This window comes from Sphingomonas sp. BL-S-28 (assembly GCF_055521515.1).
Window position 1 is genome coordinate 1894085 of record NZ_CM145483.1, and the last position, 20049, is coordinate 1914133.

At 67.0% G+C, this 20049-nt stretch carries 17 protein-coding genes and 1 riboswitch; of the genes, 8 read left to right on the forward strand and 9 right to left on the reverse strand.

What is annotated here, in order from left to right; all coding sequences use genetic code 11:
* Together ACZ1JC_RS08035 and ACZ1JC_RS08040 are read right to left on the reverse strand one after the other, a co-directional pair.
* Nucleotides 1-2280: a S9 family peptidase gene (locus tag ACZ1JC_RS08035; protein ID WP_465140067.1), complete on the reverse strand. Its 2280-nt coding sequence runs from the start codon at nt 2278-2280 to the stop codon at nt 1-3.
* A gap of 210 nt (nt 2281-2490) precedes the next feature.
* Nucleotides 2491-3288, reverse strand: coding sequence for an SDR family NAD(P)-dependent oxidoreductase (locus tag ACZ1JC_RS08040; RefSeq protein WP_465140066.1), 798 nt, complete (start codon nt 3286-3288; stop codon nt 2491-2493).
* Between the two features lie 114 nt (nt 3289-3402).
* Between ACZ1JC_RS08040 and ACZ1JC_RS08045 the strand changes: the two genes are divergently transcribed.
* Both ACZ1JC_RS08045 and ACZ1JC_RS08050 read left to right on the forward strand, forming a co-directional pair.
* Nucleotides 3403-4296: a LysR family transcriptional regulator gene (locus ACZ1JC_RS08045; protein WP_465140065.1), complete on the forward strand. Its 894-nt coding sequence runs from the start codon at nt 3403-3405 to the stop codon at nt 4294-4296.
* Between the two features lie 120 nt (nt 4297-4416).
* Nucleotides 4417-4578 carry a hypothetical protein gene (locus ACZ1JC_RS08050; protein WP_465140064.1) on the forward strand — a complete coding sequence of 54 codons (162 nt, stop codon included), beginning with the start codon at nt 4417-4419 and terminating at the stop codon, nt 4576-4578.
* Between the two features lie 7 nt (nt 4579-4585).
* Here the strand turns inward: ACZ1JC_RS08050 and ACZ1JC_RS08055 are convergent, their stop codons facing one another.
* Both ACZ1JC_RS08055 and ACZ1JC_RS08060 read right to left on the reverse strand, forming a co-directional pair.
* The gene (locus ACZ1JC_RS08055; protein ID WP_465140063.1) at nt 4586-5368 is read right to left on the reverse strand and encodes an ABC transporter ATP-binding protein; all 783 of its coding nucleotides are present in this window, start codon (nt 5366-5368) and stop codon (nt 4586-4588) included.
* Nucleotides 5362-6375, reverse strand: a complete 1014-nt coding sequence (locus ACZ1JC_RS08060; RefSeq protein ID WP_465140062.1) for a FecCD family ABC transporter permease — start codon at nt 6373-6375, stop codon at nt 5362-5364. The genes ACZ1JC_RS08055 and ACZ1JC_RS08060 overlap by 7 nt, the downstream gene beginning before the upstream one ends.
* Before the next feature lie 71 nt (nt 6376-6446).
* Between ACZ1JC_RS08060 and ACZ1JC_RS08065 the strand changes: the two genes are divergently transcribed.
* Nucleotides 6447-7328, forward strand: a complete 882-nt coding sequence (locus ACZ1JC_RS08065; protein ID WP_465140061.1) for an ABC transporter substrate-binding protein — start codon at nt 6447-6449, stop codon at nt 7326-7328.
* Here the strand turns inward: ACZ1JC_RS08065 and bluB are convergent.
* The 4 genes from bluB to cobW are packed head-to-tail and all read right to left on the reverse strand — an operon-like array spanning nt 7315 to nt 13403.
* Nucleotides 7315-7950: a 5,6-dimethylbenzimidazole synthase gene (gene bluB, locus ACZ1JC_RS08070; RefSeq protein ID WP_465140060.1), complete on the reverse strand. Its 636-nt coding sequence runs from the start codon at nt 7948-7950 to the stop codon at nt 7315-7317. The two genes, ACZ1JC_RS08065 and bluB, sit on opposite strands and share 14 nt — an antisense overlap.
* A gap of 1 nt (nt 7951) precedes the next feature.
* Nucleotides 7952-8557 carry a cob(I)yrinic acid a,c-diamide adenosyltransferase gene (gene cobO, locus ACZ1JC_RS08075; protein ID WP_086491580.1) on the reverse strand — a complete coding sequence of 202 codons (606 nt, stop codon included), beginning with the start codon at nt 8555-8557 and terminating at the stop codon, nt 7952-7954.
* A gap of 2 nt (nt 8558-8559) precedes the next feature.
* Nucleotides 8560-12354: a cobaltochelatase subunit CobN gene (gene cobN / locus ACZ1JC_RS08080; protein WP_465140059.1), complete on the reverse strand. Its 3795-nt coding sequence runs from the start codon at nt 12352-12354 to the stop codon at nt 8560-8562.
* Nucleotides 12354-13403: a cobalamin biosynthesis protein CobW gene (cobW, locus tag ACZ1JC_RS08085; RefSeq protein ID WP_465140058.1), complete on the reverse strand. Its 1050-nt coding sequence runs from the start codon at nt 13401-13403 to the stop codon at nt 12354-12356. Before cobW ends, cobN begins: the two co-directional genes overlap by 1 nt.
* A gap of 199 nt (nt 13404-13602) precedes the next feature.
* Nucleotides 13603-13848: riboswitch (cobalamin riboswitch) on the reverse strand.
* A 339-nt stretch (nt 13849-14187) separates the two neighbouring features.
* On the opposite strand from cobW, the gene ACZ1JC_RS08090 reads away from it, so the two are divergent.
* Genes ACZ1JC_RS08090 through ACZ1JC_RS08100 form a run of 3 tightly spaced genes read left to right on the forward strand, consistent with a single transcriptional unit; the run spans nt 14188 to nt 16312 of the window.
* Nucleotides 14188-14499 carry a hypothetical protein gene (locus tag ACZ1JC_RS08090; RefSeq protein WP_465140057.1) on the forward strand — a complete coding sequence of 104 codons (312 nt, stop codon included), beginning with the start codon at nt 14188-14190 and terminating at the stop codon, nt 14497-14499.
* Nucleotides 14496-16046, forward strand: a complete 1551-nt coding sequence (locus ACZ1JC_RS08095) for a PepSY-associated TM helix domain-containing protein (RefSeq protein WP_465140056.1) — start codon at nt 14496-14498, stop codon at nt 16044-16046. Before ACZ1JC_RS08090 ends, ACZ1JC_RS08095 begins: the two co-directional genes overlap by 4 nt.
* On the forward strand, nt 16043-16312 hold the full coding sequence (locus ACZ1JC_RS08100) for a DUF3325 domain-containing protein (RefSeq protein ID WP_465140055.1): 270 nt from the start codon (nt 16043-16045) through the stop codon (nt 16310-16312). The genes ACZ1JC_RS08095 and ACZ1JC_RS08100 overlap by 4 nt, the downstream gene beginning before the upstream one ends.
* A 19-nt stretch (nt 16313-16331) precedes the next feature.
* Here the strand turns inward: ACZ1JC_RS08100 and ACZ1JC_RS08105 are convergent, their stop codons facing one another.
* Nucleotides 16332-17120, reverse strand: coding sequence for a helix-turn-helix domain-containing protein (locus tag ACZ1JC_RS08105; protein WP_465140054.1), 789 nt, complete (start codon nt 17118-17120; stop codon nt 16332-16334).
* A 161-nt stretch (nt 17121-17281) separates the two neighbouring features.
* On the opposite strand from ACZ1JC_RS08105, the gene ACZ1JC_RS08110 reads away from it, so the two are divergent.
* Together ACZ1JC_RS08110 and ACZ1JC_RS08115 are read left to right on the forward strand one after the other, a co-directional pair.
* Entirely contained in the window at nt 17282-19411 is a 2130-nt protein-coding gene (locus ACZ1JC_RS08110) for a marine proteobacterial sortase target protein (protein WP_465140053.1), read from the forward strand.
* The gene (locus ACZ1JC_RS08115) at nt 19408-20007 is read left to right on the forward strand and encodes a class GN sortase (protein WP_465140052.1); all 600 of its coding nucleotides are present in this window, start codon (nt 19408-19410) and stop codon (nt 20005-20007) included. The genes ACZ1JC_RS08110 and ACZ1JC_RS08115 overlap by 4 nt, the downstream gene beginning before the upstream one ends.
* Nucleotides 20008-20049: the final 42 nt, after the last annotated feature.

Genomic DNA, 20049 nt, shown 5'->3' on the forward strand with positions numbered 1-20049 from the left:
TCACTGACCCTGAAGGCTGCGGACGAAGAAGGTGGAAAGGCGGCGCGTCACGTAGTCGATCGGGCCGGTAGAGCGGCCCACAGTGTGCTCGCCGCCGGGCACGACAAGGAGGTCGAAATCCTTGTTCGCGTTCACCAGCGCATTCACCACCTGCATGGTCGAGGCAGGATCGACGTTGCTGTCCTGCTCACCCACGATCAGGAACAGCTTGCCCTGCAGCTTGGCGGCATTGTCCACCCCCGAGGCATCGGCATAGCTCTTGTCCACCGGCCAGCCGAGCCACTGTTCGTTCCAGCTGATCTTGTCCATGCGGTTGTCGTAACAGCCCGCCATGGCGACGCCGGCCTTGTAGAAATCGCCGTGGAACAGCAGCGCATTGAGCGTCGATTGCCCGCCTGCCGAAGCGCCGTAGATGCCGACACGGCTGATGTCGTAGGACGGATCCTTGGCGGCCATGGCCTTGTGCCACAGGATGCGATCCGGGAAGCCGGAATCCTGCAGGTTCTTCCAGGCCACGTCCTGAAACGCCTTGGAACGGTTGGCCGTGCCCATGCCGTCGATCTGCACGACGATGAAGCCCAGGTCAGCCAGCGCCTGCATGCCGATCACCTTGTCGCCGCCCGAGTGGTAGCCGAAGGGCCAGAAGGTCTTGGGCACGAAACTGTCGTGCGGGCCGGCGTAGATATTCTCGATCACCGGGTACTTCTTGGCCGGATCGTAGTCGTGCGGGCGCACGACAAGGCCCCAGATATCGCTCTTGCCGTCGCGGGCCTTGGCGGTGAACACTTCGGGGGCGTGGAAACCGGCAGCAGTAAGCCGGCTGATATCGCCCTTGGTGATCGTCGCCACCACGGTGCCGTCGCTGGCGCGGTGCAGTTCGCTGACGGTGGGCATGTCTACGCGCGAATAGGTATCGACGTAGAACTGCATGTCGGGCGAGAAGCGGGCGGTGTGATCGGCGCGCTCGGGGGTGAGCGGCGTGAGGTTCCGACCGTCGAAATCGATGCGGTAGTAGTGGCGGAAATAGGGATCCTCGCCCGCGTTCATGCCGCTGGCGGCGAACCAGATCTGGCGCTTCTTGTCGTCCACCTTGACCACTTCGCGCACGACCCAGGCGCCGGTGGTGATGCGGTTCTTCACCTTCCCGGTCTTGCCGTCCATCAGGTAGAGATGGTTCCAGCCATCGCGCTCGGAGGCCCAGACGATTTCGCCCCCAAGCCCGTTCACGTCATGCGCGAAGCGGCGGTCGGCGTAGAAGAAGGTCTTGGCATCTTCGGTAACGGCGGCATGGGCGACGCCGGTCTCGGCATCGACGGCAATGATCCGCGCCTGCCCGAAGCCGCGCTTGTCGTAATCGAACTCGACGCTCTTGCCGTCTGCGCGCCAGCGGGCCTGCGAAAGCTGGTAGGGATTGGGGAACAGCGCGGGACCGACGACCGTTTGCCGCCGATTTGCCACGTCGAACAGCACGGGCTGTTCCTGATCGACCGCATCGCCGGGCTTGGGGTAGAGCTGGCTGCGCAGCGCGGGCTGAAGCTGGCCATCGGGCGCTGCCTCGACGCGCAGGACGTGGCGGGCATAGCCGGGGCGCACGCGGTAGATCATCACATGGCGGCTGTCGGGCGACCACTCGATGGTTTCGGGATCGTAGAAATTGCCTTCGGTGCCGTCGCTGCTGAGGCGTGTCAGGTCCTTCGAACCCGCAGGACGGACGACAAGATTGTTGTCCTCCACCAAGGCTTCCCACTTGCCGTCGGGCGAGGGGCGCGGGTGATTGTCGGCAGGCACCGAGAGATCGCGCACCACGCCGAAGCCGCGCGGGCGACGGGGATCGCTCTGCGCGGTGCAGCGATAGTCGGTCAGCGTGCAGGTCCAGCCCGCATAGTCGATCTCGAAGGCGATCGTCTGGCGGTCACCGGCATAGGAGAACTGCTCGAACGGCAGGCGCAGCGGATCGATGGCCTTGCCCATGGCATCGCCCAGCGCCTTGGCAAGCCGTTGCTGGTCGAACGCCGCCGACTTGGCCTGCGTTTTCAGGTCATAGGTCTCGAAGGCGAAGCCGCCCTCGACCGTCTTGCGATAGGAGAAGGCGTTGCCGTCCGGCGTCCAGGTTGCGGGCCAGGCAATCTCGCGCGTCAGGTATTGCCAGTCCGCGCGGAGGGAAACCGACCGCGCGATCTCCGCCTCGCTCGGTGCGGCCGTGGCAGCGATCGGCGACAGCACGGCGGTGCAGGCCAGCAGCATGGCGGCAAGACGGGAGCGACGCGGGGGGGATTTCATCGGAAGCGATACCTCGGCTTTTGCCGGGATTCCCGTCCGACCGGCGCTGTCGGTCCGCCACCCGCATGGGTGCGAAACGCGCGCGCCTTCGATGATGGTTGAGAGACCCCGGCAGTGTGACCGGGTTATCGTATACTATATTTCAATATCGGCAACCGGGATATTGACGGGAGACCCGGCACGCGCGCTGCGCACCGGGTCTCCGGCAGGTCAGGCGATGGTCGGGACGATGCCGCCTTCGACGCGGATCGCCGCGCCATTGGTGATCGCGCCCAGCGGGCTGGCCAGCAGGGCGACTTGCGCAGCGATCTCGTCCGCTTCGATCAGGCGGCGGATCAGCGAGAGCGGGCGCAGCTTGGCGAAGAATTCCGCCTCACGCTCGGCCTCGGGCGCGTCCTTGTTGTCGACGACGGAGCGGATGAACTCCACGATCCCTTCCGAACGCGTAGGCCCCGGCATTACCGAATTGACCGTGACGCCGGTGCCGCGCGTCTGTTCGGCAAGCCCGCGCGCGATGGACAGTTGGGCGGTCTTGGTCATGCCGTAGTGGATCATCTCACCGGGGATCACCAGCGCGCTTTCGCTGGCGATGAAGATCACGCGGCCCCAGTTCTGCTCCAGCATCTTCGGGAAGTAATGACGGGCAAGGCGCGCGCCGCTGACCACGTTGACTTCGAAGAAGTGGTGCCAGTCGGCATCGGTGATCTCGGTAAAGGGCTTGGCTTCGTAGATGCCCAGGTTGTTGACCAGAATGTCGACCTCCGGCGCGGCGGCGATCAGCGTTTCGGCGCCCTCCGCCGTGGCCGGATCGGCCAGCACGGCGCGCACTTTTCCGCCATTTGCGGCAAGGGCTGCCACTTTCGCGACGGCGGCGTCCAGCTTTTCCTGATTGCGGCCGGAGATGATCACATCGACGCCTTCGGCAGCCAGTCGTTCGGCAATGGCAAGGCCGATGCCGGCGGTGGAGCCGGTGACGAGGGCAGTCTTGCCGTTCAATTTCAGATCCATGCGAGAATTCCTTCGGGGGAGAGGTTGGAACAGTCGCAAGATAGGCGGATCGGGGATTGATGATTAGAGCGGATCAAGGCATCTCAGAATTGCATCGAAATCACGAGTGGCGCGATGGACAACCGCTTTGGCGAAATGCAGATCTTTCTGGCGGTGGCGCAAAGCGGCAGTCTGGCGGGGGCGGCGCGGGCGCTGCGGCTGACGCCGTCTGCCGTCAGCCGCGCGCTTGCCCGGCTGGAGGCGCGCGTGGGCGTGCAGCTGATCGCGCGCACCACCCGTGCGCTTTCACTGACGGCGGAGGGGGAAGTCTACCGCGACCGCGTGGCCGGGCTGATCGCCGAAGTCGACGATGTGGAGCGCGACCTTGGCGGCGCGCCGGACATGCCGAGCGGGCCCTTGCGGATCAACAGCTCAGTCCCCTTCGGCACGCAATGCCTGCTGCCGATCCTGCCGCGCTTCACCGGGCGCTATCCGTCGGTGCAGGTCAATCTGGCGCTGTCGGACGAACTGGTCGATCTGGTGGAATCGCGGGCGGACGTCGCCATCCGCATCGGGCCGCTGCGCGATACCGGGCTGAAGGCGAAGAAACTGGGTCGCAGCGCCATGGCGCTGGTGGCCAGCCCCGCTTACCTTGCCGCGCGCGGAACCCCGGCCCATCCGCGCGATCTTGCCCGCCATGCCTGCCTGCAATTCAGCTTCCGGCGATCGATGGACACCTGGCCGTTCCGGATCGATGGAGCCCTGCATCAACGCGCCGTGGAAAGCGCATTCCTGGGCAATTCGGGCGAAGTCGTGCGGATGATGGCCGTGGCGGGCGGCGGGATCGCGCGTCTGGGCCGGTTTCACGTCGCCGCCGATCTGGCGGCGGGGCGGCTGGTGGAAGTGCTGGCCGATTACAATCCGGGGGATGGGGAAGACATCCATGCCCTTTATGTGGGGCACCGAAGGCTGGCCTCCCGCATCAGGGCCTTCCTCGATTTTCTGGAGGCGGACTTGCGACTGCCGTGAAGGCTTTTCTAATTAATCGAACAGTTGCCGCAAGTTTATCCGGCTGTTCCGATAAGCGGCAAAGGCGCATTCCCACTGCAACGCAGCCGGCCTCTCCGGCGCACCAGCAGGAGAAGCGCCATGACCCGGATGATCGAAGCCTTCAACGACCGCGCCCGCCCTTTCGCGGACATGGCGCAGCCCGTGATCGTCGCCATCGGCACCGCCGGCCTTACCGGCGGCACGATGGCCGCTATCGGCATGCTTGCCGACCGCGCACTGCGTCGCCGTCGCACGCACTGAACCGCCGCTATCGCTTCGGACAGCGCGCCAGCGGCACGATCAGCGGCGCATTGTCCAACATGCGGCTGAAGCCGGTTACGCCGTAGACAGTCCGCAACAGTTCCTCAGACAGCACTTCGGCCGGCGGGCCATCGGCCACCAGCCGCCCCTCGTCGATCACCAACAGGCGGTGACAGTACCGCGCGGCGAGATTGAGGTCGTGCAGCACGGCCAGCACCAGCGCCCCGCCTTTCGCCTCGCGCGACAGCATTTCCATCACATCGATCTGATGGCCGGGATCGAGCGAGGCCAGCGGCTCGTCCACCACCAGCGCCTCCGCCCCCACTGCCAGCGCGCGTGCCAGCAAGGCGCGGGCGCGTTCGCCGCCGGAAAGCTGGGTCGCGTCCCGCACGGCCAGCTGGCGCACGTCGGCGCGGTCCATGGCGTCGTCGATCGCGGCCTGATCCTCTGCGGAAATCCGCGACATCGGGCCGAGATGCGGCAAGCGGCCCAGCGAGACCAGCCGCTCCACCGTCAGCGGCCAGTGCAGCGTCTGGCCCTGCGGCAGATAGGCGATCCGGCGGGCCCGCTCACGCGCGGGGAGCGCGGAAAAGTCCTGCCCGTCCAGCGTCACCGTGCCGCGATGCGCGGGCACCAGACCCAGCAACGCGCGCGCCAGCGTCGATTTGCCGGCACCATTGGGGCCAATCACGCCCACTAAAGTGCCCGGTTCGAACCGCGCGTCGATCCCGTGCAGGACCTCCTGCTTGCCAAGGCGGACGGCAAGATCCTCGATAGCGATCATCACCACAGGCGGCGCTCCCGCAGCAGGTGGACAAGGAAGACCGGAACACCCAGGAACGCGGTGACCACGCCCAGTTTCAGCTCGGCATCGGTGGGGATCAGGCGCACGAGAATGTCCGCGCCGGTCAGCAGCACCGCGCCGCCCAGCAGCGAAGGGACCAGCAGGGCAGAGGGGCTGCGATCGGTCAGCGGGCGGATCAGGTGCGGCACGATCAGGCCCACGAAGCCGATGGCGCCAGAGACTGCCACCGCGCCGCCCACACCGATGGCAAGGCCCAGCATCAGCCGGCGGCGCGTGCGGCGCAGGTCCACACCCAGCGAGCGGGCGCCGTCCTCACCCAGCGACAGCGCATCCAGCGCGCGCGGATCGGCCAGCAGCAGGGCGCCGCCGATCACCACGCAGGGCAGGGCGATCCACACGTGCTCCATCGCCCGGTTCTCGATCGAACCCAGCAGCCAGGACATGATTTCCATCGCCGCGAACGGATTGGGCGAGAGGTTGAGCGCAAGGCTGATCCCGGCGCCCGCCAGCGTCGCCACGGCGATACCGGCAAGGATCAGGCTGAGCGGGCTTTCGGATCGACCCGCCAGCGCGAACAGCAGGCCGATCGCGCCGATGGCCGCGATGATGGCCATCAGCGGCAGCACCGCCGTATGCCATTCGGAAAGCCCGAAATAGAGCGCGATCACCGCCCCCAACGCGGCGGCATTGGATGCGCCCAGCACCGACGGTTCCGCCAGCGGATTGCGCAGATAGCCCTGCAGCACCGCACCGGAGAGGCCAAGGATCGCGCCGACCATCAGGCCGATCAGCGTGCGGGGCAGCCGCAGTTGCAGCAGGATCGCCCGGGCAACGTGGTCACCGTCGCCGGTCAGCGCTGCCAGAATGCGGCCGGGCGCCAGCGATACCGGCCCCAGCGCCAGAGAGGCGATCGCGATCGCGATCGCGGCGCAGGCAAGCGCCGGGATCAGCGCCGGATGGCGAGATGGAAGTGAACTGTTGAACGACGGCACGAAAACCTCGCATTGGATCGGCTACCCGTCACGCTTGTGTCCCGGGTCCGTGTTGGTATGGAGCCCATGCCATGGGCTTTGGAAAAATACATCATCGTCTGCGTCTTGCCGCTTGCATCGCCCTTGCGGTGCTGCCCGGCATGGCGGTGGAAAGCGCGGCCACCCGTCCGGCGCAGGCGGCCGGTGCAGCACTCCATTCCAGCGGCGCGCGTCCGCATCGGATCGTCTCGCTCAACCTCTGCGCTGACCAGTTGATCGTCGCCCTGGCGGACCGGGACCAGATCGCCGGGCTGACGCGCTATGCCACCGATCCGAACATGTCGGACGTTGCGGCAGCGGCGCGCGGCCTGCCGGTCTTCGGCGGCGCTGCGGAGGAAGTGCTGGCGGCCGATCCCGACCTTGTGATCGGCATGCCGGCGCGTCGCAATCCCGCCATCGCGGTGTTGAAGGGCCAGCATTACCCCTCGCTGGATCTCAAGTCCGCGCATGACTACGCCAGCATCCTCGCCTCGATCCGCGACGTTGCCCGCGCCGTCGGCCATCCGGATCGCGGAGAGGCGATGATCGCGCGGATGAATGCGGATCTGGCGGGCCTGCGCAGCGTCGGCCATGGCCGCGTGGCCGCCTATTACCAGCGGCGCGGGTACCTGACCGGCACGGGCACGCTGGTGGATGACCTGATGACCCGTGTGGGCCTTGTCAATCTGGCCGGAAAGCTGGGCAAACCCTCGCTTTCGCAGATGAGCCTTGAGGAAATGGCCATGGCTCACCCCGACTTCATCGTGGTGGACAGCGCCACGCTGAAAGTGGCCGATCAGGGCACGGAGATGATGCAGCACCCGATCCTGGCGGACATTCCGCGCGTGGCCATTCCGCAGGCCTGGACGGTCTGCGGCGGGCCGGCCTACGTCAAGGCCGCAAGGTCGCTGGCGCAGCAGGTCAGCGCTCGCTGACATTGGTGCGCCAGTCCAGCCGGGCCTGCCAGCCGCGCCGTTCGAGTTCGGGAACCACATCGGGTTCCAGCGGGCGGCCAAGGCAGAGCAAGCCGATCAGGCGCCAATCCTGCGGCACGTCCAGCAGCTTGGCGACATAGTCCGGCTTCACCACCGAAACCCAGCCGAGCCCCAGTCCCCGCGCCCGCGCGGCGAGCCAGAGCGTGTGGATCGCCAGAACCACCGAATAGCCGCGCGTTTCCGGCATCGTCGCCGCGCCGAGGCCGCCGCCGATCGGCGTGGCATCGTCGCAGAACACCGCGATGACTTCGGGCGCCTCGCGCATGCCGTGGAGCTTTAGCGCGGAATAAGTCGTTTGCCGGTCTTCGGACATCGCCTCACCCGCGCGGGCGACTTCCGCATCGGCATGAACGGCCAGCGCCTCGCGCAGTTCGCCCGAGCGCACGCGCACGAAGCGCCAGGGCTGCGAATTGCCCACCGAGGGGGCGAGTTGGGCCGTGGCCAGCAGTTCGGCCACGACCTCTTCACCCAGCGGATCGCTGCGGAAATGGCGCACGTCCCGGCGCCAGGCCAGCAGCTGCGCCAGTTCGTGCTGGAAGTCGGGGCCGAACTGCGGCGGCATCTTAGAATTCGATGCCGGCCTGTGCCTTCACACCCGAACGGAACGGATGCTTCACCAGCGTCATTTCGGTGACGAGATCGGCCGCCTCCATCAGCGCTTCCGGGGCGTTGCGGCCGGTGACGAGCACATGCTTCATCTCCCCGCGCGCGGTCAGCACTTCCAGCACTTCGTCGAGCGGCAGGTAATCGTAGCGCAGCACGATGTTGAGTTCGTCCGCCAGCACCATGTCATAGGCCGGATCGGCAACCATGCGCTTCACTTCTTCCCAAGCCTCGCGCGAGAGTTCGATATCGCGTGCGCGGTCCTGCGTGTTCCAGGTGAAGCCTTCGCCCATCGGCTTGAATTCGACCTGATCGGGGAAGGCATCGAAGACCACCTTTTCGCCGGTGGTCATCGCGCCCTTCACGAACTGGACGACGCCCACTTTCTTGCCGTGGCCGATGGCGCGCACCACCATGCCGAGGGCGGCGGTGGTCTTGCCCTTGCCCTTTCCGGTGTGGACGATCAGCAGGCCCTTTTCGACCGTCTTTCCGGCCATGATCTTGTCATGTGCGGCCTGCTTCTTCTTCATCTTCTCGGCGTGCTGTTCGTCGGTACGTTGCACCATGGTCATGCTCCTGAGAGGGCCGCGAGCGTCAGGCCCGCACTGTTCGATCGGGGTTTCCAGAGGCCGCGCTCCAGCGCCTCGGCAAGGCGCGCGGCGGTTTCGCGCAAGGCGGCGGGGTTGGCCTGCGCCATGAAGTCTCGCACCGCCTCGTCCTCGATGAAGGCGGCGTGGACGGCGTCGAAATGGTGGTCCTTCACCGCATGGGTCGTGGCGGCGAAGGCGAAGAGGTAATCGACCGAGGCGGCGATCTCGAACGCGCCCTTGTAGCCGTGGCGCATGACGCCCGCGATCCACTTGGGATTGGTGACGCGCCCGCGCACGATGCGGCCGATCTCGTCTTCCAGCGTGCGGACTACCGGGCGTTCCGGTCGGCTGTGGTCGTTGTGATAACTGATCGGGGCGCGGCCCTTCAGGTGCTCGACGGCAGCGGCGATGCCGCCTTCGAACTGATAGTAATCGTCGCTGTCGAGCAGGTCGTGCTCGCGGTTGTCCTGGTTCTGGACCACGGCATCGACCGATGCGAGGCGTGCGGCGAAGAGTCCGCGCTCGGCATCGCCCTCCACCCCGCCGCCATAGGCGTAGCTGCCCCAGTCGAGATAGACATTGGCCAGATCGCCACGCTCGTGCCAGATTTTCTCGTCGATCATGGCCTGAAGCCCGGCGCCGTAGGCACCAGGTTTAGAGCCGAACACGCGCGCACCGGCGCGGCGGGTGGCCTGCGTTTCGGCCTCGCCATCTTCGACCAATTTGGCGGTTTCGGCGCGGTGGCGCTCGGCGGCGGGGTTGTCGCCCAGTGGTTCGTCGAGCGCCATCACCGCGCGTGCGGCACTGTCGATCAGGTCGATCTGTTCGGGAAAGGCATCGCGGAAGAAGCCGGATACGCGCAAGGTCACGTCCACGCGCGGGCGGCCGAGTTCGGCCACGGTCATCACCTCGAAGCCGACCACGCGGCCCGAAGTCCAGTCCCAGCGCGGGCGCACGCCCATCAGCGCAAGGGCCTGCGCGATATCGTCACCGCCGGTGCGCATGTTGGCGGTGCCCCATGCGGAAAGGGCCACGGCCTTGGGGTATTCGCCCTCGCGCTGGAGGTAGTCCTCCACCAGCAGATCGGCGGACTTGCGGCCGAGTTCCCAGGCGACGGCAGTGGGCACGGCGCGGGTGTCGACCGAGTAGAAGTTGCGCCCCGTGGGAAGTACATCAGGCCGTCCGCGCGTGGGGGCGCCGGAGGGGCCGGGTAGCACGAAGCGCCCGTCGAGTCCGGCCAGCAAGGCTTCGGCCTCGCGCGGGCCGCACAGATCGATGCGGGGGGCGAGGTCGGTGCGGATGGCGTCGAGAACGGCCAGCGTCCTGTCCCCCGCTCCGCTCATCCTGAGCTTGTCGAAGGATGCTGGCGCTGTGCTGTGGTCCTTCGACAAGCTCAGGACGAGCGGGAGTGGGGTTGTTTCGCTCACCCAATCCGCTGCCAGCAGTTCCAACCGCTCGACGGTATCGCCATGCGTGCGCCATGGATCTTCCGAAATCGCCGCCAGCGCTTCTGGCCGCGTACCGTCCCAGCGGTCGCCCATCCGGCAGTCGAGCGGGTCGAACTCCAGCCCGAAGTCCTCCGCCATCGCCCGCAGCAGCGAAGCCTGTCCGGCATGGTCATACCCACGCGGCGTGCGGGCCAGCGCCACTAGCAGGTCACGCCGCAAGCGGCCCTCGGGCGACTGGGTGAAGACATGCAGACCATCACGGATCTGCAATTCCTTCAACTCGCAGAGGTAATTGTCGATGGCCGAAAGCGCATCGTCATCGTCGCCGCTGGCCCCGGCATCGCGGTCGAGGCCATGGCTGCGCGCCAGATCGAGAATATCGCGCCGCAGCCGATCGAGACGGCGCGGGTCCATCCCGGCGGCGAGGTAGTATTCGTCCACCAGCGCCTCAAGCTGCTTGAGCGGGCCATGGGTTTCGGCGCGGGTCAGCGGGGGGGTGAGGTGATCGACGACCACCGCGCCGATACGACGCTTGGCTTGCGTGCCCTCTCCGGGATCGTTGACGATGAAGGGGTAGAGTTGCGGCAGCGGCCCGGCGCAGATTTCCGGGAAGCACTCGCGCGAGAGCGAGATGGCTTTGCCGGGGAGCCATTCCAGATTGCCGTGCTTGCCGACATGGACCACTGCCTGCGCGCCGAAGTCCTGCGCGAGCCAGACGTGGAAGGCGAGGTAGGCGTGCGGTGGCGGCAGGGCCGGATCGTGATAGCTGGCCTTGGGATCGATGTTGTAGCCGCGCGCGGGCTGCACGGCGACGGCGAGATTGCCGAAGCGGTGCACCGGCAGACGGAACGCACCGCCTCGCACGAAGGGATCGGCCGTCGGCTCGCCCCAGCGCTCGACCATGGTCCTGCGCGCGCTTTCGGGTACTGCTGCGAAAGCGGCTTGGTAGGCCGCAAGCGGCAGCGAAACTTCGCCCGCGCGCTCCAGCGATGTCAGGTCATTGGTTACGCCGCCGGTCATCACGTGCATCAGCGCGGCGCCGTCCCTTGGCGCATGGCCGGTGTCGTAGCCCGCCTCGACCAGAGCGGCGATGATCGCGGCAGTGCTGGCCGGGGTGTCGAGGCCGACGCCGTTGCCGATGCGACCGTCGCGGTTGGGGTAGTTCGCCAGCACCAGTGCGACGCGGCGTTCGGCGGATGCCGTACGGCGCAGGCTCGCCCAATTGGCGGCGAGATCGGCAACGAAGGCCACCCGGTCCGGTGCGACGCGGGGGACGACGATGCCGCACTGGGTCACTTCGTCGAAACGCTCGGCGGCCTTGAAGGCGACGGCACGGGTGAACAGGCGGCCGTCCACTTCGGGCAGCGCCACGTTCATGGCGAGATCGCGCGGGCCAAGGCCGCGTGCGGCGCCTTGCCACTCGCTTTCCTCGACGCCGGCGAAGGCGACTTGCAAGATCGGGCAGTCGGCCTTTTCCAGAATGCCCGGCTTGCGATCATCGCCTGCGGAGGAGGAGGCGAAGCTGGTGGCATTGACGATCACGTCGGGCGCGATCTCGCCCAGCAATCCGCCCAGCCAATCCACGGCGAAAGGCTCCCGCAGGGCGCGGACGTGAACGGCGGCGACGTTGAAGCCGCGCTCCTGCAGCGCCGCGATCATCGCGTCGATGGCGTCCAGCGTGCCCGCGATCATCAGTGCGCGGTAGAACACCAGCAGTGCGAGCGGGCGGCCTTGGGTCCACACCGCCTGCACTTCGGCAAGCCCGGCACGCTCGGTGCCCGCAAGATAGAGCCCGGCATCGGCCACCGGCACCGGATCGTCCGGTTCGCCCGCGTCATGGCCGATGGTGCGTGCGGCGGTGCGCAGGAACGACAGGGCATTGGCGGTGCCGCCCTGCCGCAGATAGTCGCGCATCCGCTCACGCAGTTCGGCGGGCAGGGTGGAGGCGCGGTCGAGTGCGGGATCGGCCTCTCTCCCATCGGCAATGGCGGCGAAGGCAATGCCGTTCTCGCGCGCGACGCGGGCAATCTCGTCGATGCCGTAGCCCCAGTAGCTCTTGCCGCCGAGCAGGATCACGCAGACGAATTTGGCCTTGGCGATCACCTTTTCGACATAGAGGTCGATCGAGTAGGGGTGGCGCAATTGCAGCAGGTTGGCGAGGCGGATGCTGGGTGCGCCTTCCGGCATTCGCGCCGCAGCGCCCGCGAAGCAGGCGAGTTCGCTGTCCGCCACGGTGAGGATCACCATGTCGCCGGGAGACTGGTCGAGGTCGATCGCCTCCTCGCCGCCCGAGATCGTCCCCGGTGTGGCGGACAGCAGGTGCATCAGGCGTCTACAGTACCGAGAACCCCGGCCAGCCCCGCCTCGATGGCAGCGCGGTCCAGCCCCTTCTGGCCGATGACGACAAGCTGGGTGCGGCGCACTTCCTGCGGCAGCCAGGCGCGGTCGTAGAAGTGCTGGATGCGCGGGCCGACGGCCTGCACCACAAGGCGGCTGGGCTTGCCGCCGACCGCGACCATGCCCTTCACGCGCAGAATGTCGTGTTCCGCGATCAGGTCCTTCAGGCGGGCGAGAAGTGCGTCGAGATCGGCTACATCGCCGCCAGAAACCACGAAGCTGTCGAAATCGTCATGGTCGTGGTCCTCGTCCAACCCATCGATGTGGGAGGGGCGGGAATCGAGATCGTCCTCGGCCGCGGCAGTGATGCCCAGCAGCGCGGCGATGTCGACAGCGCCGTGATCGGCGCGCACGATCTTCACGCCGGGGCGTGTCTCGGCCAGCACCAGCGTCTCGACATGGGCGAGGGCATCGGCGTCGACGAGGTCGGTCTTGTTGAGCACGACCATGTCGGCGCAGCCCAGCTGTTCCTCGAACAGTTCTTCCAGCGGGCTTTCGTGGTCCAGCATCGGATCGGCCGCGCGGGCCGCCGCCAGCGCTGCCTCGTCGGTGGCGAAGCGGCCGGCCGCGACGGCATCGGCGTCGATCAGGGCGACCACGCCGTCAACGGTGGCACGGGTGCGGATGTCGGGCCACTGGAAGGCCTTTACCAGCGGCTTGGGTAGGGCAAGGCCGCTGGTCTCGATGATGATGTGATCGGGCTTGTTCTCGCGGTCGAGCAGCTTCTGCATGGTCGGCAGGAAGTCGTCGGCGACGGTGCAGCAGATGCAGCCATTGGCCAGTTCGACGATATCGTCTTCCGGGCAGGCTTCGTCATTGCAGCCCTTCACCAGTTCGCCGTCGACGCCGACATCGCCGAACTCGTTGATGATGAGGGCGAGGCGGCGGCCCTTGGCGTTCTGCAGCAGGTGGCGGATCAGCGTGGTCTTGCCGGCGCCAAGGAAGCCGGTGATGACGGTGGTGGGAACTTTGCTCAACGGTCTTCTCCCGCGCGCCGGTAACTCGAAAACGGGCGGAGCGTCTCGCCGCGTCCGGATGCCCGAAACGCGACGCCCGGCCTGCGACGACGGACAGGCGCGCGCGCCCGACGTGGCATGCCGTTGCGGCCCCGGCCGCATGCATCACGTCGCTCAGACGGAAGAGTTACCGTGCCTTGGCCATTCCCTGGGCCGCGGCAAGAGCGACATCGCGCCGGCAGGTCTCCTGGCTCGCGGGTCATCACGCGATGCACGGCCTTCCCAGGCCCCGCATGATTTAGCGTCCGGCCCAGTGGCTGCGGCGGAAATCGTCGTCCCGCCGCGAATGTGCATCGCGCTCACCGCTTACAGTTGCAGGGACAGCCCCGGAATTGAGCGCAAAACCCGCTCTTACCGTGTTCCCGTATTAAGCCTCTTGCGAGGCACCGGCGCGATCTTGCCCGCCGCCGTTGGAGCGGCAGCAGACAGGCAGGCTCCTAGCCTTCGCGACCATGGCCCGCAAGCCTGCATCCGGACGGCGCATTCGGCTGCGGCATCATTCCGCACCGGCGTTCCGGCGATGCATGGCTATTCCACGTCAGTTTTAGGCTTCGGGCGATTGACTCGACCACCGCCAACGCCTAGCAGCCGAATTTGTGCGAATGGCTCGCAATAGCATGTCGGAAGGTGGTCTACGCGTGAAAACAACGACTTCATCCGGCAAACCATTCGGCCCGAGTCCGGCCGATTTCGCGGCGGTGCTGCGCTTGGCGCGCGTCGCTCGGTAACAGGCAGAACAGGCGCCATGGCATCTTCTGCAACCGGCATTACCAGGACGAACCTAGCAGCCAGGCTGCTGGCGGCGATACCGGCCAACTATGCGCTGTCTTCACTGGCCACGGCCTGCATCGCGCGCGGGCTGGCGCACGGCATGGGCGTCGCGCCGGCAGAGGCGAGCGTGGCGGGCACTCTGCTGTCGTTCGCAATCTTCGCCACAGTGGCGCTGATCGCGTTCGGCATGCGCTCGATCGCGCGCGTGTGGCTGTGGATGGCCGTTTCGGGCGGCGTCATGGCCCTATGGCTATGGTTTTCCCTGCAAGCGGGGGGCCGGTTGTGAAGGATAGCCTGCGGCAATCGATGGCGCTGGTGCACACCTGGTCCGGCCTCGTGCTGGGCTGGTTGCTGTTCGCCATGTTCGCCACGGGTACCTCCGCCTATTTCCAGGACGAGATCACGCGTTGGATGCAGCCAGAGGTTGTGGGCGATGCCGATCCCGTCAAATCGGCGCAAGGGGCGATCCGCTATCTGGAGCGCAAGGCGCCCGACGCCGGTTTCTGGTATCTGTCGTTGCCCAACGGACGCAGCGCGACCACGCAGTTGTTCTGGTATCCCGGCACCGGCGCCAACGCGCAGACCGAAGCCGTGGTCGATCAGAACGGTGACGAGGTTACCGCGCGCGAGACGCGGGGCGGCTATTTCCTCTATCGCTTCCATTTCGACCTGCACTACATGCCGGTGCTCTGGGCGCGTTATCTGGTCGGCATCGCGGCGATGTTCATGCTGGTGGCGATCCTTTCCGGCGTGATCACGCACAAGAAGATCTTTGCCGATTTCTTCATGCTGCGCTTCGGCAAGGGGCAGCGATCCTGGCTGGATGCGCACAACGTGACGGCCGTGCTGGCGCTGCCCTTTCATCTGATGATCACCTTCACCGGGCTGGTCACGCTGATGACGATGTACGTGCCCTGGGGAATTCTGGCGAACTACGCATCGCCTGATACCTTTCAGGCGCAAGTCTTCGGAGAAGCCGCCGCGCCCGAGCGTAGCGGCACCAAGGCTCCGCTCGTCGATATCGGGCCGCTGATGCGGGCGGCTTCCGCGCAGTGGGATGGCCGCGAGGTGGGCTACGTGCGGATCGATAATCCCGGTGACGCGAAAGCGACCGTGGCGGTGACGCGCGGACCGGGAGAGGCCATGGGATCGCGCGGCGAAGTGCTGACTTTCGAAGGGGCCACCGGCCGCGTTCTCAATGGCAGCCTGCCCAAGGGCGCGGCGCTTGAGACCGAAAGCGTGATGATCGGCCTGCACTCCGGCCGCTTTGCGCAAATGGGCCTGCGGTGGCTCTATTTCCTCAGCGGACTGGCGGGCACGGCGATGGTGGGCACCGGACTGGTGCTGTGGACGGTCAAGCGCCGCCAGCGGTTGCCCGATCCGCAGCGTCCGCACTTTGGCTTCCGCCTTGTCGAGCGGCTCAATATCGCCGCCGTGGCCGGGTTGGGTGCGGGTATTCCCGCCTATTTCCTGGCCAATCGCCTAATACCCAGCGGCCTGGCAGATCGGCCGGATTGGGAAATCCACACGTTGTTCGCCGTCTGGCTGGGGGTCCTGCTCTGGGCATTGGTGCGGCCTGCCGCGCGTGCCTGGGTTGAAGGGCTGACGCTTGCGGCGGTGCTCTATGCTGCCGTACCGGTCGTCAATGCCTTCACCACCAGCCGCGGCCTGCCGATAAGCATCGTGCGCGGCGACTGGCTGTTCATTGCGTTCGATCTGGTCATGCTGGCCCTGGCGGCCCTGTTCGCGCTGGGCGCTGCGAAGCTTTCGGCGCGGTCGCGCAAGGCGGCCACCGAGGGTGCGACAGGGCGAGACCGGGCGGTGCGGGCATGATCCACATTCTTGCGATCCTGCTGGCGCTTGGCGGTTTCGTCGCACTGGCGCTGTCAATGTCCCGCCATCAGCGGGACTTTGCCGGGCGCACCTTGGCCAAAAGTCAGGCCCATGCGATCCGGGCTACCGGATATGCCTTGCTGACGCTGGCTTTCGTGGTGGATGCCATGGCGTTCGGCGGCGGCTATGGCACGGTAGCCTGGTGTGCCCACCTGTCGGTGGGCGCCTGGCTGACCATCGCGCTGCTGCACTGGCGCAAGGGCTGATAAGCCGGCCCCGTGTCGGTTAGACCGGGGCGTGCAGGCGGGCGAAATCCTCCTCCACCGCGCGGCCCAGTATCGCGCGATAGGCTGCGAAATCGGGCATGTCCGGCGTCACCAGACCCAGCACCGGATCCTCGCCCTCTGCCAGCTTGCGCAGGGCGAGCGGGGTGGCCGCGGGGACCAGCTGCGATCCTTTGCCCACCTCCAGCGTCGTCAGGATGCCGAACATCCCGCCGTCGATCGTCGGGCGTGAAAGGATGGCAAGCCGGTACTGCCCCTGTTCGTTGGTGACGAGATAGATGTGCCCGGAAAGATTGGGCAGCGACACGTGGCCACTCTGTTCGAAACGCCCATCCGAACGGCCGGATTCGGCATAGGCGAGACAGGCACCGGTCGCATCCCAGCGGATTGTGATCAGATAGGCGAACAGGCAGCCGGGCGTGCCGAAGCTGGGGCGTAGCGTCAGGTAGCGGCCTTCCAGCCACGCCACGGCGGAGTGTGCGTAGGCGCCCAGCGCCTCGCTCGCCACGTCGCCGCCTTGCGGTGTGGGCACGGTGCCGGGCCGCGCCGTATCGGGGCGCAGGCTTACGCCCAGCGCTTCCTCGATCCGCAGCAGCGTGGCCAGCGTGAAGGGGCGCTTGCCCGCCAGTGCCTTTTCCAGCGTGGACAGGCTGATACGCGCCATGTCCGCCAGCGCCTGCCGGGACATGCGGCGGCGTGCGATCTCTTCGCGCACGAGGCGTGCGGTTTCCGCGCTTTCGGCGCTTTCGGGGGGCGGCGGGGCGGAATCCGGAAGGTCGGTCATGGTCATTGCTGCCTATTTCCGCACAAATGCGCACATGCCGTCAATGGCTTGTGCGCATTGACGTATTTCCCGCACATCGGCGGCAGGAATTGGCCAAGACTGCTCGTGGCTGTGCGGGCCGCCGTGCGCATAGAGGGAGGGCTCCAGATTATCGAAGGAGCCTCTCCATGCCGCACTTCCTCTCTTTCCGCCGCGCCCTGATCCCTGCCGCCATGCTCGCGCTGGCGGCCCCGGTGGCGCTGGCCGTTCATACCACTGCCGCCGTTGCCGCCGACGATGCGGACGATGCCGCCGCCTCCGACGATGGTCCGGCGGCGGGCACGCTGATGCTGACCGGGCAGGGCGTCGCCAAAAGCCTTCCGGCCGTGCGGCTGGGCACCGACATGGATGTGACGGTGACCGGGCAAGTCGCCCGCGTGCGGGTGACGCAGGCCTTCCGCAACACCTCTGACAAGTGGATGGAGGCGCACTACCTCTATCCACTGCCGCAGGACGGCGCGGTGGATTCGCTGAAGATGGTGGTGGGCCAGCGCGTGATCGTCGGCCACATCCAGCCGCGCGAAAAGGCGCGCGAAACGTACGAGGCGGCCAAGGCCAGCGGCCGCAAGGCGGGGCTGGTCGAGCAGCAGCGGCCCAATATGTTCACCACCATGGTCGCCAATGTCGGTCCGGGCGAGACGGTGCTGATCTCGATCGAGTATCAAGCCCCGGTTTCGCAGGCGAACGGCACGTTCTCGCTGCGCCTGCCGCTGGTGGTCGGACCGCGCTACACCCCGCCGCATACGCTGGGTGCGGAGGCGGCCGTGGCCGACGCCAATGCCGTGACGGCCGCGCCGGTGCTTGATCCGAAGGTCGGAACTGCTCTCAACCCCACGACGATTTCGGTCCATCTTGCGCCGGGCTTCGACGTGGCGAACCTCATCAGCCGCTATCACAAGGTGAACATCACCGGCCCGCTCGACAACCGGACCATCAATCTTGCCGATGCCAGCGTGTCGGCCGACCGCGATTTCGTGCTCGACTGGCGATCGGCCTCGGCCGACCCGACGCTGGGCCTGTTTGCGCAGCACACGGAAAAGGGCGATTACGTTATGGCCTCGGTCACGCCGCCGGCCGACCTCTCCAACCTGCCGACGCCGCCGCGCGAGATGGTCTTCGTGATCGACAACAGCGGATCGATGGGCGGGGATTCGATGGACGAGGCCAAGGCCAGCCTGATTCACGCACTGGGCACCCTGCGCCCGCAGGACCATTTCAACGTGATCCGCTTCGACGATACGATGACGCGGCTGTTCGAACACAGCGTGGCTGCCACGCCCGATCAGGTGGCGCTGGCCAAGCGCTTTGCCGGATCGCTGGAGGCGCAAGGCGGCACCGAGATGCTGCCGGCGCTGAAGGCGGCGCTGGAGGACGCTGGAACGGGGGGAGAGGCGGACGCGCTGCGCCAGATCGTGTTCCTGACGGATGGCGAGATTTCCAACGAGCGCGAGATGATGGCCGCGATCGGCGCCGATGCCGGGCGCAGCCACGTCTTCATGGTCGGCATCGGTTCTGCCCCGAACGACTATCTGATGGAGCGCATGTCCACCATCGGCGGCGGCGTCTACACCCATGTCGGCGCGCCGGGCGAAGTGGCGGCGAAGATGATGCCGCTGCTCGACGTGCTGAGCCATCCGGCGGTGCGCGACCTGTCGGTGCGGGTCGAGGGCGGGTCGCTGGATCTCACGCCCTCGCGCCTGCCGGACGTCTATGCCGGGCGGCCGCTGGTGCTGGTGGGGCGGACCGAGCACCTTGCCGGCACGCTGACCGTCAGCGGCACGATCGGCGGCAAGCATTGGGAGCGGCGCGTCGATCTGGCTTCCGCCCTGCCGAGCCCGGCCATCGAAAAGCTCTGGGCGCATCGCCGCATCACCGATGTCGAGGCGGATCGCGCGCTCGGCAAGCTGGAGGACGATGCTGCCGATGCCGAAGTGGAACGGATCGGCATGGACAACGGCATCGTCACCAGCCGCACCAGCCTTGTTGCGGTGGACGAGACTCCTTCACGCCCCGCCGGTGCGCGGCTGACGAAGGAAGAATTGCCGATCAACCTGCCTGCGGGTTGGGACTTCGATACGCTGTTCGGCAAGGACGCGGTGCAGACACAGCCGGGCGCAGACCTCGCCGCGACGCAGGCCGACGCGCTGGAACTGCCGCAGACCGCCACGGGCTTCGTCGGTCTGGTGGGCAAGGGGCTGGCGATGCTGCTGGCGGGCCTTGCCGGCCTTGCCATCCTGCTGCGCCGGAGGGCGGCATGATCCGGCTGGCTCAGGTGAAGGAGGCCGCGCGCGGGCGCGGCCTTCTGGTCCTCCTGCTCTCGGCGCTGTGCCTGGCGGGCGTGGTGGAAGTGGGGCGGGGGCTCTATGTCCCCGCCAAGGCCATGGTCGCGCAGGTCTTGCTGGACCGCGCCTTCGATCGCAGCCTTGCCCTCCATGCTCCGCAAAAGCCCTGGGCCTGGGCGGACATGACCCCCGTGGCCCGCATTTCCGCACCCCGGCTGGGCGTGACGCGGGTGGTGCTGGACAGCGGATCGGGGCAGGCACTGGCCTTCGGGCCGACGCTGCTGCCGGGCGGCGCTGCGTTCGGGCAGGCCGGGACCGCCGTCGTCGCCGCGCACCGAGATACGCACTTCAACTTCCTGCGCGATCTACACAAGGGGGATGAAATCACCGTCCAGACGCGTGACGGGCTGCAGCGCCGTTATCGCGTCACCGGATCGGACGTAGTGCGCTGGGACGGCTATGCGGTGTCGGAACTTGCCAGCGGCGAACATCTGGATCTCGTCACCTGCTGGCCCTTCGACGCGGTGCGGCGCGGGCCATGGCGCTATGTCCTCCATGCGGAGCGGGTTTAGGGCCGGGGCGTGTCAATCAAGTGGGTGTGGGGAAGGGCCTCC